The organism is Streptomyces flavusporus (genome assembly GCF_046267975.1).
GTDB lineage: Bacteria > Actinomycetota > Actinomycetes > Streptomycetales > Streptomycetaceae > Streptomyces > Streptomyces flavusporus.
The window spans coordinates 5,546,820-5,559,386 of record NZ_CP176503.1; the positions used below are offsets into that span (position 1 = coordinate 5,546,820).

Sequence of the window (12,567 nt, forward strand, 5' to 3'; positions counted from 1 at the left end):
CAGGTTCACGGGAACGCGCGGGCTTCCGGGATCGAATCATCTGACGTACCGTCAGGTCCATGGACACGATCTGGCTCACCGGTGCCGAGTGGCTGGCCGTGCTGCGTATCGGCCTCGGGCTGTGGTGGCTGGAGAGCTGGCGGCACAAGGACAGGAAGGGCTGGTTCGAGCGGGGTACCGGGATCGCCTGGGCCGCGGACGTGGCCGCCAAGCACCGCTGGAACGTGGTGCGTTCGGGGTTCGAGGTCGTCGTCGCGCCCCGGCCGCGGGTGATGGCGTACGTCGTCGTGTATGCGGAACTCGCCCTGGGGCTCGGGCTGATCGCGGGATTCCTGACCCCGCTCGCCCTCGTCGGCGGGCTGCTCCTCAACGCCCTCTACTTCACGCTCATGATCCACGACTGGGCCGAGCAGGGGCAGAACTCGATGATGGCGCTGATCTCGCTGGTGGCTCTGTTCGGGGTGTCGTGGCAGACGTGGTCCTTGGACGGCGCGTTGGGACTCTTCCTATGAGGTACGACATACCGGACATCGACGCCTTCGCGAAGACCTACTGGGACGCGGCCGCGCGCGGGCGCCTGCTGGTGCGGCGGTGCGGTGCGTGCGGGCGGGCGCACCACTACCCCCGCGAGTTCTGCCCGTACTGCTGGAGCGAGGACGTGACCTGGCAGGAAGCGAGCGGCCGCGGCACGCTCTACACCTGGTCCGTCGTCCACCGCAACGACCTGCCGCCCTTCCGGGAGCGCACACCGTACGTCGCCGCGGTCGTCGACCTCGCCGAGGGGCCGCGGATGATGACGGAGGTCGTCGACTGCGCGGAGGGCGAGCTGCGGGCCGGGATGGGGCTGACGGTCGCGTTCCGGGAGGGCGTGCCGGTGTTCCGGAGTTCGCCGTAATTCCGGGTGAACGCCACGGCCGACGGGATTGAATGGGCCGATGTCCCTCATACGTGCCCAGTCCTCAGCCGCCCGCCCCTTCCCCGAGCTGAACGGCCACGGTCTGCGCCTGTGCCGCTGGGACCCTTACTCCGACGCCGATGCCGGGACCTGGCTGCGCGGGCTGTCCGACCCGGAGTTCCAGCGCTGGAACACTCCCCTGAAGCCGGTCACGGACCTCGACGACGCCCGCGCCTCCCTCCGGGCCAAGGCGGAGAACTGGGCGAACGGCACGAGCGCGTCGTTCCGCGTCACGGACGCCGCCACGGGCACGACCCTGGGCCATATCGGCGTCAACGAGATCGACCACGTCTTCCGCGTCGCCCGTGTCGGCTACTGGATCCTCCCCGAGGCCCGCGGCCACCGTGTCGCCACCCGCGCCCTCACCCTGGCCGCCCACTGGGCCCTGACGGGCCTGGGCCTGCACCGCCTGGAGCTGGGCCATGCCCTGGGGCACGACGCCTCCTGCCGCATCGCCGAGCGGTGCGGGTTCCCGTACGAGGGGACCCTGCGGGGCGCGATGTGGGAGACCGGGCGGCGCGACGCGTTCCGGGACGTGCACCTGCACGGCCGTCTGGCGACCGACCCGGCGGTGAAGCCGTGACCACGGCTCGGCCTGCGCCTCAAGGCCACAGCAACTGCCTGCTCCAGCCGTCCTCCGTACGCCGGTAGGCCAGCCGTACGTGCCGTCGTCGGGCGTCGCCCTGGAAGAACTCCACCTCGTCCGGCTGGAGGCGGTAGAGCGTCCAGGTCGGCGCCTGGGTGTCAGGGTCGTCCTGCGCCCGGGTCCAGGCCGCCTCGGAGGCGAGGGCGAGTTCCTGGAGGGAGCCGAGGGGGCCGCTCTGGTGCCCGGTGAGCGCGGCCGCCAGAGCTCCGGTGGAGCGGGCGTGCAGGTCCGCCTGGCCCTCCTCGGCGGGGGCGGTCGTCACCGGCCCCCGGACACGGATCTGACGTCCCTGGACGGGCCAGTAGAAGCCCAGGGCCGCGTACGGGCGGGCGGTGAGGTGGCCGCCCTTGCGGCTGGTGACATGCGTGGCGAAGGACCAGCCGTGGGCGTCGGCGCCGTGCAGCATCACGATGCGTACGTCCGGCCGGCCCTCCTCGTCCGCCGTGGCCAGGGACATGGTGTGCGGCTCGGGCTGGCCCGCCGCCACCGCCTGCGCGAACCAGCCGGTGAACAGGGGGAGGGGTTCGGCGGGCGCGGTGGCGGGGTCGAACGGCGGCAGCTCGGTGACCTCCGGGTCCCACACCCGCAGCGACCTCAGCAGCTCATGAAGGTCCGGTTCCATGGGCCGAGTATCCCCGCCTCTGCGAGTACCCACGGAGCGGGCACGGCCTCTATACGGTTCCGAGGTCCGAGGAGACCCACCGCTCGGGCCGCATGCGGATGACGACGTTCTCGCCGTGGTTCTTCAGGGCGAACTCGACATAGCCGTCGACCTTCTCGGCCGGGAGGTAGCGGGCGGAGATCTCCCGGAGCTGCTCGACGGTCGCGGGGGTGGTGTCGAGGACCGGGCCCTCTACGGAGACGTACCGGATGGTGGGTTCGACGCGGTCGACCATCAGGGTGAAGCGGCCGGCCGCCTTGATCAGCTGGTGCTTGCGGGAGTCGAGCCCGGTCATGATCCACACGTCGCCACCGGGTGCGTACTGGTACCAGATCGGCACGGTCAGCGGTGCCCTTCCCGCCTCCCCGTTCACCGCGAGCGCGGCGATGTGCGGCTCGGCCAGAAACTGCTCGCGTTCCTCACGGGACAGTGCCATGTTGCTCTCCTTCGAGTGCTCCAGGTCCGCGGATTCCGCCTGTCCGTGTCAGCATGCCTTGGGCCGTCCCGTATTCCGGGATGCGCAGCCGGTGAGTCGACGCGGGACGGATTTCAGCCGCGCGGCAGGATTTACCGACGCAGGACCGGCTCATCCGCGTCCCAGGACCACCGTCCCCGAGGAGCAGAACCAGCCCCCCGTCCCCGAGGCCACCCCCAGCCGGGGCAGCCCCCCGTCCCTGGCGCGCACCTGGCGCTCGCCTGCCTCCCCGCGCAACTGCCGTACCGCCTCCACCAGCAGGAACAGCCCGCGCATCCCGGGATGCTGGGCCGACAGACCGCCCCCGTCGGTGTTCACCGGCAGTTCCCCGCCCTCGACCCTGAGCCGCCCCTTCTCCACGAACGCCCCGCCCTCGCCCTTCCCGCAGAAGCCGAGGTCCTCCAGCGTCACCAGGGTCATGTACGTGAACGCGTCGTAGATCTCCGCGAAGTCGACCTCCTCCGGGCGCACCCCGGCCCGCTCGAAGGCCAGCCGCCCGCTCACGGCGGCCGGGGACACGGTGAAGTCGGGCCACTCGGACAGGGCGGCGTGGGAGACGTGCTCGCCGGTGCCGAGGATCCACACCGGAGCCGTGCGGCAGTCCCGTACGTACTCCTCGGCGGCCAGCAGCACCGCCGCGCCGCCGTCGGAGCGGATGCAGCAGTGGAGCTTGGTGAAGGGGTCGGCGATCAGCGGGCCGGACAGGACGTCGTCGACCGTGATCGGGTCCCGGAACATGGCCTCGGGATTGAGGGCGGCGTTCGCCCGCGCCTGGACGGCTACCTCGGCCAACTGCTCGACAGTCGTGCCGTGTTCGATCATGTGACGGCGGGCGGCCATGGCGTACTTGGCGATCAGCGTGTGGCCGTAGGGCACCTCGAACTGGAGCGGACCGCGGGCGCCGAAGGAGAGGGTGCCGGTGCGCCGGCCCGCCCTGATGTCCGCGCGGGCCGTCGAGCCGTAGGCCAGCAGCACCGCGTTCGCGTGACCGGCGGCGATCGCGTCGGCCGCGTGGGCCGCCATGACCTCCCAGGTCGAGCCGCCGACCGAGGTGGAGTCGACCCAGGTCGGGCGCAGGCCCAGGTAGTCGGCCACCTCCACGGGCGCGAGCGTGCCCGTGCCCGCGGAGGCGAAGCCGTCGACCAGCGCGCGGTCCAGGCCCGCGTCGGCGAGGGCCCGGCGGGCGGCCTGGGCGTGCAGGGTGTACGGGGTTGCCTGATCCGCACGGCCGCAGGAGGACAGGGACACGCCCACCACGGCGACTCTCCGGGTACGCATGGACCTGACGGTACATCAGATAACTGCCACCTCGGCAGACCTGGGCACCTCTGGCCCGCCGTCCTAATATGACGCATCGTCAGATCAGGGAGGCCCGCCCATGGACGCCAGCTTCACCCCCGAGCAGGACGAGATCCGCCGCACCCTCCGTGACCTGCTCCACCGCACCTGCGGCCCCGAGCGGCTTCGGGCGGCCCTCGACACCCCGGCCGGACATGACCCCCGCCTCTGGACCGACCTCGCCGCCCGCCTCGGGCTGCCCGGCCTCGCGCTGCCGGAGGCCTACGGCGGGGTCGGCTGCTCGGTGACCGAACTCGCCCTCGCGGCCGAGGAGACCGGCCGGGCGCTCGCCCCCTCCCCCCTCCTCGCCACGGCCGTCCTCGCCGCCCCCCTCCTGCTGGCCCTCGGCACGGACGGCCAGCGCGCCGGTCTGCTGCCCCGCATCACCTCCGGCCGCCTCACCGCCGCCCTCGCCGTACCCGGCGCGCACCTCGCCACCGCCCTCGCGCTGACCGGCGTCAACCGGGGCGACTGGGCGGGCGGCGGCCGGGCGGGAGGCGTGCAGGCGCGGCGGGGCGGGGGCGGCTGGCGGTTGTACGGGGAGGTCGGTCAGGTGCTGGACGGGCACAGTGCGGATCTGCTCGTGGTGGCCGCGCACGCCGGGGGGTTCGCCCGTTCGCGGACCCTGTTGTTCCTGGTGCCGGGGGATGCCGCCGGACTGGTCCGCGTACGGCAGACCGCCCTGGACGCGACTCGCCCGCAGGGTCGTCTGCAACTTCGGGACGTGGCAGCCGAGTTGCTCGGTGAGGAAGAGGCCGATGTCCTCGACGCCCTCGCCGCCGTGGGGAACACCGCCGCCGCCGTCCTCGCCGCGGAGGCCGTCGGGGCGGCCGACCGTGCCCTGGAGCGGACCGTCGGACATGTCGGGCAGCGGGTGCAGTTCGGGCGGGCCATCGGCTCGTTCCAGGCGGTCAAGCACCGCCTGGCCGACGTGTACGTCCAGGTGCAGGCGGCCCGCTCGGCGGCGTACTACGCGGCCTGGGCGACCAGCCGCGGTGAGGCCGTCGGCGGGCTCGCCCTCGCCCAGGCCCTCCAGGCGCTGCGCACCACCGCGGCCGAGGGGATCCAGCTGTACGGCGGCCTCGGCTTCACCTGGGAGCACGACGCGCACCTGTACTTCAAGCGCGCCGCCGGCGACGAGCTGCTCTTCGGGCCCGTCCATCGGCTGCGTGCGCACGCCGCCGACGCGGCGGAGTTGTTCGAGGGGAGGGCGGCCGCGAACAACATGGCGGGCGGTGGTCCACGTGAGTGAACCACCGCCCGCCTGACAGGACTTGGGTTTTGGTAAAGGCGTCTTCCGTTGCTCCGGGCTACTTGGTCGGTTTTCGGCCGGTGATGCCCAGGTGTACCAGCAGCGCCAGATTGGGTTTGAGTTCGGCCTGTTTGACGCCCCAGGACTGGAAGCCCTTCTGGTGCGAGGCGACCGCCGCGAGCATCGCGACGATCGAACCGGCCATCGCCGCAGGGTTCACGTCCTTGTCGACCCGGCCCTTGGACTGCAACTCGGTGACCGCGTCGACCAGGGAGTTGTTGACCGAGTTCAGGATCTTCATGCGGATCTTGTAGAACCGCTTGTCGCCCTCGGCCGCACCGAGGTCGACGACGCGCAGGATCGCGTCGTTCTTCCGCCAGAACTCCAGGAAACCGTCGACGAGTTCCTGAGCCGTCTGCCAGCCGGCCTTGCCGGTCCACGAACGGCCGGCCAGCAGCTCCGTCAACCCGGCGCCCTCGGCGGCCATTTCCTCGGCGATCTCCAGGACGGCGCCCTCGACGTCCGGGAAGTACTGGTAGAAGGTCGCGGGCGAAGTGCCCGCCTTCCTGGCGACATCGATGACTTTGACGTCCCGGTAGGGGGAGGAGCTGAGCATCTCGCTGAGGCAGTCGAGCAGCTTCTGCCGGGTCGCCTGCCCACGCCGACCGGCCACGCGGCCGTCGACGGTACGCACTTGTCCTGTCATGTCGTCAGCTTACCGAGGCGTGATCGGGGCGCGATTCGGCCGACTGCAAATGGGGTGCATGGGGGAAATGAGGGTGGTGTGGCTGGTGGGTGGGGTACGGCGAGGAGCGTTAGCTTGACAGCATGGCTGAAAATGGGGCATCTGCGCGTGAAGCGGCGTACACGGAGGGCGTCCCCTGCTGGGTGGACGCACAGCTCGCCGACGTCGAGGCGGGAAAACGGTTCTACGGTGAGCTCTTCGGGTGGACCTTCGGGGAGTCGTACGGCGGGACCGTGTGGGCGTACCACGACGGCGAGCCCGTCGCCGGGCTCGCGCACAAGCCGGACGGCCGCCTGCCCACGGTCTGGACGGTGTACTTCGCGACGCCGGACGCCGAGGCCCTGAGCCGGCGGATCCTGGCGGCCGGCGGCCAGATCGTAACCGCACCGATCCCGGTCGGCGAACTGGGCGTCGCCGCGCTCGCCGCCGACCCCGAAGGTGCGGTCTTCGGTCTGTGGCAGCCGGGGACGCACCAGGGGTTCGGGCAGCGCCACGAGCCCGGCAGCTTCGCCCGGGTCGAGCTGTACGCCCGCGACCCCGAGGCGGCCGGCGCCTTCTACGAGGGCCTGTTCACCGACGCCCTGGTCGGCCCGGACGCCGAGCCCGACTTCGGCCGCGCCCCGCTCACCGAGGTCTTCCCGGCCGAGATGCCGCCGCACTTCCTGGTCCACTTCCGGGTCGAGGACTGCGATGCCGCACTCGGGACGGTGAACCGGCTCGGCGGCCGCGCCCAGGCGGGACCGTTCGACACTGCGTACGGAACGGTGGGCATGGCCTCGGACGACCAGGGGGCCTCATTCGCGGTACTACAGCGCTGACCTGCCACTCTTTGTCGCGATATAGGGAGAGACACCCGATATGTCACTGGGTTCGCAACCTGTGGCCCGGACAGGAAGAATCGGGGTGCGTGCCGCCACGGCGGTGCGGTGGTGAGACGCTGCACGGGGTCGCGTACATATGTGGGTGACGCGGCTCGTACGGGGAGGTGGCAGGCAAGTGGTGGATCAGCTGACGCAGCACGATCCGCGGCGGATCGGGCCGTTCGAGGTGCTGGGACGGCTGGGTGCCGGCGGCATGGGGCTGGTCTATCTCGCGCGCTCGGCGTCCGGCCGGCGCGTGGCGATCAAGACCGTCCGGACGGAGCTCGCCGAGGACCAGCTGTTCCGCGTCCGTTTCACGCGCGAGGTCGAGGCGGCCCGCGCGGTGTCCGGCTTCTACACGGCGGCCGTGGTCGACGCCGACCCGCGGGCGGCCGTGCCGTGGCTGGCCACCGCGTACGTTCCCGCGCCCTCGCTCGAGGAGATAGTGAACGACTGCGGGCCGATGCCGGCCCAGGCGGTGCGCTGGCTGGCGGCGGGCGTCGCGGAGGCCCTCCAGTCCATCCACGGCGCAGGGCTCGTCCACCGGGACCTGAAGCCCTCCAACGTGCTCGTCGTCGAGGACGGCCCCCGGGTGATCGACTTCGGTATCGCCTCCGGCGTCTCGAACACCCGTCTGACGATGACGAACGTCGCCGTCGGCACCCCCGCCTACATGTCGCCCGAGCAGGCCAAGGACTCCCGCTCCGTCACCGGCGCCAGCGACGTCTTCTCGCTCGGCTCCACCCTCGTCTTCGCCGCCACCGGACACCCGCCCTTCCACGGCGCCAACCCGGTCGAGACCGTCTTCATGCTGCTGCGGGAGGGACCCGACCTCGAAGGCCTGCCGGACGAGCTGCGCCCGCTGATCGAGTCCTGTATGCAGATGGACCCCTCGGCCCGCCCCACCCCCGCCGACCTCCAGGCCCAGCTCGCCCCGCACCTGTTCGGCTCCGGCTCCGACGACAGCGGTACGGCGTCGGCGTGGCTGCCCGAGAAGGCCGTCGGCCTGATCGAGTCCCGACGGGGCGGCCGCCCCCCTGCCAAGCCCGCCTCCGGCTCGGGCCGCAGCTCCGGCCGGCCGCACGCCGTGCCGCCCCCGCCGCCCCACGCCCCCGTCGTCCCGGCGCCCGCGTACACGGCGCCGGCGCCCGCGGCACCCGTGTCCGCCCCGGTCGGCGCCCCCGACGGCGGCCCCGTACGGCTGGCCGGCGCCGCGGTACCCATCGGCCCCGGCCCGCGCGTCGCCGACGCCCGCGCCGCCGCCGTCAAGGCGCCCCCGCCCGAGGCGGGCCTGGCCGCGTCCTGGGCCAAGCCCCGCCCCGGCGTCAACGGCGCCGAACCCGCCGTACCGGCGCCGCAGCCCGCACCCCCGGAGAACCCGGCCGGCTGGCGCCCCTGGCGGTTCCGTATGTCCAACGACGTCTGGGGCACCCCGGCCGTCGCCGACGACCTCGTCTACGTCACCTCCTTCGAGGTGCACGCCCTGGACGTGGGCACCGGACGGCGCCGCTTCAAGACCCGGGACGTGGCCTGGTCGATGGCGGTCGCCGACGGACGGATCCACGCCTCCGACGGCCCCACCCTCTTCGCCCTGGACGCCCGCGAGGGCGCCGACCTGTGGCGGCTGTCGACGGACGCCTGGGTGTACTCCCTGAAGGCCGAGCGCGGCACCGTCGTCACCGGCACCCGCGGCGGCGGTGTGCAGGCCTGGGAGGCCGCGAACGGCCAGAAGCTGTGGGAGATCACCGGCTGCCAGAGCGACTTCGAGTCCCCGGAGGCCGGGCCCGCCCTGCACGACGGCACGGTGTACGTCTGGCAGGACGCCCGGCTGCGCGCCCTGGATGCCCGCACCGGTGACGAGCGCTGGTCGTACCCGATCGGCGACGCGGCCTCCTGCGGCGGCGTACCGGTCCGTGTCGCCCCCGCGCCCGACGGATACGTGTACGTGTCCGCGGGCACCCGCGTCCTCGCGATCGACGTGGCCGGCGGGCACGTGCGCTGGCACTTCGAGGCCCCCGCGGTCTTCCTCTCCCCGCCCGCCTTCGCGCCCGGCCCCGCGGTCACCGGCGGCGGCGTCTACCTCGCCGACTACCTCGGCACGGTGTACGCCCTCGACGCCACCGACGGCCGCGACCGCTGGCGCATCGCCACCGAGTCGCGGGCGTCCGTCGAACCGGTCCTGGTGGCCGCCGGTCACGTCCACGTCGGCAGCGGCACCGGCCTGTACACGCTGGACGCGGTCACCGGCACCCCCAAGTGGCGCTTCCAGGCGGGCGGCGACATCGTGGGCGCACCGTCGGTCGCCGAGGGCCGTATCCACTTCGGTTCCACCGACCACCTGCTGTACACCCTGAAGGCCGACGACGGCCGACTGCGCTGGAAACTCGCCACCGGCGGCGAGATCACCGGCTCCCCGGTCGTCAAGGACGGCATCGTGTACGCGTGCAGCAAGGACCGCTGCGTGTACGCGCTGGACGCGGAGAAGGGCACGGGCACGGCCCGCACAGCCTGAGAGCCTGCGGTCATGCTCCGAGCCGCGGGACGGCCGTCGTACCGGGCGCACGGAAGGGTTCCCGACGGCGGCCGTCGCTCGGGCGAGCAACCGGTCTTCACCGTGCTCACACCCGACGCTACAGCGGGTGCGCGACGGTCGCCAGACGGTGACATGACCGTGACAGACGATCCGATAGCGTGACGGCATGGATCTTCGGGGGCGCACACTCAAACTCACGGCGATGGCGGCGTTGGTGGTCCTGACGCTGACCGGTTTCTCGACCGGACGCGGCCACGGCCACGGCAGTGGCGGCAGCGACGGCGGGGGAGGGGGCGGTTGCAGCAGCTCCAGCCAGGACCACGACAGCTCGTCGTCGACGTCCGGGGGAGGTACCTGGTCGGGCACGGACGACGACGATGACGACTACGGCGGTACGTCCGGCAGCAGCGGCTACAGCGACTCCTACGGTGACGACAACACCGGCTCCTCCGGCTCCTCGGGCTCCGCCGAGACGCTGCGGAACGCCTCGGTGAAGCGGGTCAAGTGCGTCACCGGCAAGGCCCCGTACTCCAGGGTCGAGATCACCAACCCCAACGCGAGCACCGCCACCTTCGCCGTCGACGTCACCTTCGAGAACCGGGCGGGCGGCACCGTCAAGCAGGAGACCTGGTTCCTCGAAGTGCCCGGCCGCGACAAGCTCACCGTCGACATCGAGTCGAGCAACAGAAGCCGCGCCGCCGAAGTGGCCGGCTGCGACGTCGACGAGGTCGCCGAGCCGGAGGAGTAGTCCTCACCGCGTCCGGTGCTCCCGGCGCCGGCCGCGGAACAGCTCCGTCTGCAGCCCCGCCGGCGCATTGCCCAGCGCGATCAGCGCCGGCGCCTGCGCGAACGCCGTCGTCAGGGCCGCCTCCCTGGCCGCCCACAGGGCCCGCACGGTCCCCTGGACGGCCTCGGGAGGGTATCCGGCGAGCACCGTGGCACAGGCGGTCGCCGCCGCCAACGCCTCGCCGGGCGGGGTGACTTCGGACACCAGCCCCACCTCGTACGCCCGCCGCGCCGAGATCCGCTCCGCAGTACCCATGAGCGCCATCCGGGCGACCTCCCCGTACGGCATCCGCTGCGCCATCAGCATCGACTCGTACGCGCTGACCATGCCGTACGTGGTGTGCGGGTCGAAGAAGCTCGCATTCGTCCCGGCGACGACGAACTCCGCCTCCCCGAGCAGATAGAACGCCCCGCCGCAGGCCATCCCCTCCACGGCCGCGACGACCGGCTTCCACAGGTCGTTCGCCTTCGGCCCCACGCTCAGCAGCGGATCGTCCGCCATGTACGGCGAGTTGGGCTGGGGAACCTCGGCGCTTCGGTCGATGCCGGTGCAGAAGGCCCGATCCCCGGCGCCCGTGAGGACGACGGCCCGCACGGCGTCGTCGTACCGGAACTCCCGCCACGCGGCGGCGAGTTCGTCGGCCATGGCAAGATCGACGGCGTTGAGCCGCTCGGGCCGGTCGAGGGTGACGACGGCGAGGCCGGTGTCCTTGTCGGCGGTGACCCGCAGGCCGCTCATCCGTACACCCACTGCGGAACCCCGGCATCGGTGAAGACGACCCGGACCCTCGCGCCGATCCGGACCCGGTCCGGCGGAACGGAGTCGAGGGGCGCGCCGGGACGGCTGACGAGGTTGCCGACCAGCCGTATTCTCGGCGCCTCCGCCAGCTCGACGACGATCACGTTGTACGGCGCCTGCTCGGCGTAGTCGGGCAGCAGCGGCGGATGCGGGACGACGTACGACCAGATCCGCCCGAGCCCGGACATCCGGCGCCACTCGGACGCGAACGACTGGCAGTGCGGGCAGCAGGGCCGGGGCGGGAAGCGCAGTTCACCGCAGCCGGCGCAGGCCTGGACACGCAGCTCGCCCTGGGTGGCGTACCGCCAGAAGGGGGCGCCGTCGGGGTCGATGACGGGGCTCAGCATGGTCGACTCCTCAGTTCCTCAGCAGCAGGGCGGAGGTGGGGACGCCCTCGCCGGCGGTGACCAGACAGGTGGCGGCGCCCGGGACCTGGGCGGTACTGGTGCCCCGCAGTTGCTTCACGCCCTCGGTGATCAGGTTGAACCCGTGGACGTAGGCCTCGCTGAGTCCGCCGCCCCCGGTGTTCAGCGGCAGCCGCCCGCCGATCTCCAGGGCGCCGCCCTCCGTGAAGGCGCCGCCCTCACCCCGGTCGCAGAAGCCGTAACCCTCCAGGGAGAGCGGTATGAGGGGCGTGAACGCGTCGTAGATCTGGGCGACGTCTACGTCCTGCGGGGTGAAGTCGGCGTGCTTCCACAGGTGCCGGGCGGCGGTCCAGGCGGGCCCGGTGAGCGGGTCGTCGTTCCAGTAGTTGACCATTCCGTGGTGCTGGGCGGGCAGGCCCTGGGCGGCGGAGTGGACGTAGACGGGCTTGCGCCGACAGTCCCGGGCGCGCTCACGCGATACGACGACACAGGCCAACGCCCCGTCCGTCTCCAGGCAGTTGTCGAAGAGGCAGAGGGGTTCGCTGATCCAGCGGGAGGTCATGTACATCTCGCGGGTGAGAGGGCGGTCGTACATCACCGCGGCGGGGTTCTGGTTGGCCCGGTTGCGGCAGGCGAGGGCGACGTTGAACAGGTGATCGCGGGTGGCGCCGTACTCGTGCAGGTAGCGGCGGGTGAGCATGGCGATCTCGTCGGCCGGGCGGAGCAGCCCGAAGGGGCGGGTCCACTGGGCGGGTGTGGGGAGTTGGGCGGTGGTGTTCGTCCAGGGCCGCGGCCCGCTGCCGCGCTTGCGGGACCGCCAGGCGACCCCGACCGTGGCCTGCCCGGTGGCGATGGCGGCGGCGAGATGGGCGACGGTGGCGCAGGAACCGCCGCCGCCGTAGCCGACCTTGCCGAAGAAGGTGAGGTCACCGAGCCCGAGGGCCTTGGCGAGCTCCACCTCGTCGGTCTCCTCCATTGTGTACGAGGCCAGGGCGTCGACCTCGCCCGGGGCGATCCCGGCGTCGTCCAGGGCGGCGAGGACGGCACGGCAGGCGAGGGTCCGCTCGTCCTCGGGGAGCTGCCGGGCGAAGGCGGTCTGCCCGATCCCGACGATGGCCGTCGCGTCCTTCAGCCCTGCCATGAGCACACCTC

14 protein-coding genes are annotated in these 12,567 nt (G+C 72.3%); 7 read left to right on the forward strand and 7 right to left on the reverse strand.

Annotated elements, in window-relative coordinates:
- Nucleotides 1-59 precede the first annotated feature (59 nt).
- Genes ACKTSN_RS26350 through ACKTSN_RS26360 form a run of 3 tightly spaced genes read left to right on the forward strand, consistent with a single transcriptional unit; the run spans nucleotide 60 to nucleotide 1,538 of the window.
- Nucleotides 60-512 carry a DoxX family protein gene (locus ACKTSN_RS26350; protein ID WP_409471372.1) on the forward strand — a complete coding sequence of 151 codons (453 nt, stop codon included), beginning with the start codon at nucleotides 60-62 and terminating at the stop codon, nucleotides 510-512.
- Nucleotides 509-895: a Zn-ribbon domain-containing OB-fold protein gene (locus tag ACKTSN_RS26355; protein WP_409471373.1), complete on the forward strand. Its 387-nt coding sequence runs from the start codon at nucleotides 509-511 to the stop codon at nucleotides 893-895. The genes ACKTSN_RS26350 and ACKTSN_RS26355 overlap by 4 nt, the downstream gene beginning before the upstream one ends.
- Before the next feature lie 40 nt (nucleotides 896-935).
- Nucleotides 936-1,538 (forward strand): GNAT family N-acetyltransferase, encoded by a 603-nt coding sequence (locus ACKTSN_RS26360; RefSeq protein ID WP_409471374.1) that lies wholly within the window; start codon nucleotides 936-938, stop codon nucleotides 1,536-1,538.
- Between the two features lie 19 nt (nucleotides 1,539-1,557).
- On the opposite strand, the gene ACKTSN_RS26365 is transcribed toward ACKTSN_RS26360, so the two are convergent.
- The 3 genes from ACKTSN_RS26365 to ACKTSN_RS26375 all read right to left on the reverse strand — a co-directional run bounded on the left by ACKTSN_RS26365 (nucleotide 1,558) and on the right by ACKTSN_RS26375 (nucleotide 4,015).
- Nucleotides 1,558-2,223, reverse strand: a complete 666-nt coding sequence (locus ACKTSN_RS26365) for a pyridoxine/pyridoxamine 5'-phosphate oxidase (protein WP_409471375.1) — start codon at nucleotides 2,221-2,223, stop codon at nucleotides 1,558-1,560.
- A 49-nt stretch (nucleotides 2,224-2,272) separates the two neighbouring features.
- Nucleotides 2,273-2,698: a pyridoxamine 5'-phosphate oxidase family protein gene (locus ACKTSN_RS26370; RefSeq protein WP_409471376.1), complete on the reverse strand. Its 426-nt coding sequence runs from the start codon at nucleotides 2,696-2,698 to the stop codon at nucleotides 2,273-2,275.
- Between the two features lie 150 nt (nucleotides 2,699-2,848).
- Entirely contained in the window at nucleotides 2,849-4,015 is a 1,167-nt protein-coding gene (locus tag ACKTSN_RS26375; RefSeq protein ID WP_409471377.1) for a thiolase C-terminal domain-containing protein, read from the reverse strand.
- 100 nt (nucleotides 4,016-4,115) lie between these two features.
- On the opposite strand from ACKTSN_RS26375, the gene ACKTSN_RS26380 reads away from it, so the two are divergent.
- Entirely contained in the window at nucleotides 4,116-5,327 is a 1,212-nt protein-coding gene (locus ACKTSN_RS26380) for an acyl-CoA dehydrogenase family protein (RefSeq protein ID WP_409471378.1), read from the forward strand.
- A gap of 58 nt (nucleotides 5,328-5,385) precedes the next feature.
- Here the strand turns inward: ACKTSN_RS26380 and ACKTSN_RS26385 are convergent, their stop codons facing one another.
- Complete coding sequence (locus tag ACKTSN_RS26385) at nucleotides 5,386-6,033, reverse strand: TetR family transcriptional regulator (RefSeq protein WP_409471379.1); 648 nt, start codon at nucleotides 6,031-6,033, stop codon at nucleotides 5,386-5,388.
- Between the two features lie 122 nt (nucleotides 6,034-6,155).
- Here ACKTSN_RS26385 and ACKTSN_RS26390 point away from each other — a divergent pair, with 122 nt between their 5' ends.
- The 3 genes from ACKTSN_RS26390 to ACKTSN_RS26400 all read left to right on the forward strand — a co-directional run bounded on the left by ACKTSN_RS26390 (nucleotide 6,156) and on the right by ACKTSN_RS26400 (nucleotide 10,213).
- Entirely contained in the window at nucleotides 6,156-6,890 is a 735-nt protein-coding gene (locus ACKTSN_RS26390) for a VOC family protein (RefSeq protein ID WP_409471380.1), read from the forward strand.
- 178 nt (nucleotides 6,891-7,068) lie between these two features.
- Nucleotides 7,069-9,444 (forward strand): PQQ-binding-like beta-propeller repeat protein, encoded by a 2,376-nt coding sequence (locus ACKTSN_RS26395; RefSeq protein WP_409471381.1) that lies wholly within the window; start codon nucleotides 7,069-7,071, stop codon nucleotides 9,442-9,444.
- 187 nt (nucleotides 9,445-9,631) lie between these two features.
- Complete coding sequence (locus ACKTSN_RS26400; RefSeq protein WP_409471382.1) at nucleotides 9,632-10,213, forward strand: hypothetical protein; 582 nt, start codon at nucleotides 9,632-9,634, stop codon at nucleotides 10,211-10,213.
- Between the two features lie 3 nt (nucleotides 10,214-10,216).
- Here the strand turns inward: ACKTSN_RS26400 and ACKTSN_RS26405 are convergent, their stop codons facing one another.
- The 3 genes from ACKTSN_RS26405 to ACKTSN_RS26415 are packed head-to-tail and all read right to left on the reverse strand — an operon-like array spanning nucleotide 10,217 to nucleotide 12,556.
- Nucleotides 10,217-10,990, reverse strand: a complete 774-nt coding sequence (locus ACKTSN_RS26405; RefSeq protein WP_409471383.1) for an enoyl-CoA hydratase/isomerase family protein — start codon at nucleotides 10,988-10,990, stop codon at nucleotides 10,217-10,219.
- The gene (locus ACKTSN_RS26410; protein WP_409471384.1) at nucleotides 10,987-11,397 is read right to left on the reverse strand and encodes a Zn-ribbon domain-containing OB-fold protein; all 411 of its coding nucleotides are present in this window, start codon (nucleotides 11,395-11,397) and stop codon (nucleotides 10,987-10,989) included. The genes ACKTSN_RS26405 and ACKTSN_RS26410 overlap by 4 nt, the downstream gene beginning before the upstream one ends.
- 10 nt (nucleotides 11,398-11,407) lie before the next feature.
- Nucleotides 11,408-12,556 (reverse strand): lipid-transfer protein, encoded by a 1,149-nt coding sequence (locus ACKTSN_RS26415; protein WP_409471385.1) that lies wholly within the window; start codon nucleotides 12,554-12,556, stop codon nucleotides 11,408-11,410.
- Between the last annotated feature and the right edge of the window lie 11 nt (nucleotides 12,557-12,567).

Excerpts from the sequence above, each read along its gene's own strand:
- ACKTSN_RS26350 (WP_409471372.1), top strand. The coding sequence starts at position 60 with ATGGACACGATCTGGCTCACCGGTGCCGAGTGGCTGGCCGTGCTGCGT.
- ACKTSN_RS26365 (WP_409471375.1), bottom strand. The coding sequence starts at position 2,223 with ATGGAACCGGACCTTCATGAGCTGCTGAGGTCGCTGCGGGTGTGGGAC.
- ACKTSN_RS26375 (WP_409471377.1), bottom strand. The coding sequence starts at position 4,015 with ATGCGTACCCGGAGAGTCGCCGTGGTGGGCGTGTCCCTGTCCTCCTGC.
- ACKTSN_RS26360 (WP_409471374.1), top strand. The coding sequence starts at position 936 with ATGTCCCTCATACGTGCCCAGTCCTCAGCCGCCCGCCCCTTCCCCGAG.
- ACKTSN_RS26415 (WP_409471385.1), bottom strand. The coding sequence starts at position 12,556 with ATGGCAGGGCTGAAGGACGCGACGGCCATCGTCGGGATCGGGCAGACC.
- ACKTSN_RS26405 (WP_409471383.1), bottom strand. The coding sequence starts at position 10,990 with ATGAGCGGCCTGCGGGTCACCGCCGACAAGGACACCGGCCTCGCCGTC.
- ACKTSN_RS26370 (WP_409471376.1), bottom strand. The coding sequence starts at position 2,698 with ATGGCACTGTCCCGTGAGGAACGCGAGCAGTTTCTGGCCGAGCCGCAC.
- ACKTSN_RS26390 (WP_409471380.1), top strand. The coding sequence starts at position 6,156 with ATGGCTGAAAATGGGGCATCTGCGCGTGAAGCGGCGTACACGGAGGGC.
- ACKTSN_RS26385 (WP_409471379.1), bottom strand. The coding sequence starts at position 6,033 with ATGACAGGACAAGTGCGTACCGTCGACGGCCGCGTGGCCGGTCGGCGT.
- ACKTSN_RS26400 (WP_409471382.1), top strand. The coding sequence starts at position 9,632 with ATGGATCTTCGGGGGCGCACACTCAAACTCACGGCGATGGCGGCGTTG.
- ACKTSN_RS26410 (WP_409471384.1), bottom strand. The coding sequence starts at position 11,397 with ATGCTGAGCCCCGTCATCGACCCCGACGGCGCCCCCTTCTGGCGGTAC.
- ACKTSN_RS26380 (WP_409471378.1), top strand. The coding sequence starts at position 4,116 with ATGGACGCCAGCTTCACCCCCGAGCAGGACGAGATCCGCCGCACCCTC.
- ACKTSN_RS26355 (WP_409471373.1), top strand. The coding sequence starts at position 509 with ATGAGGTACGACATACCGGACATCGACGCCTTCGCGAAGACCTACTGG.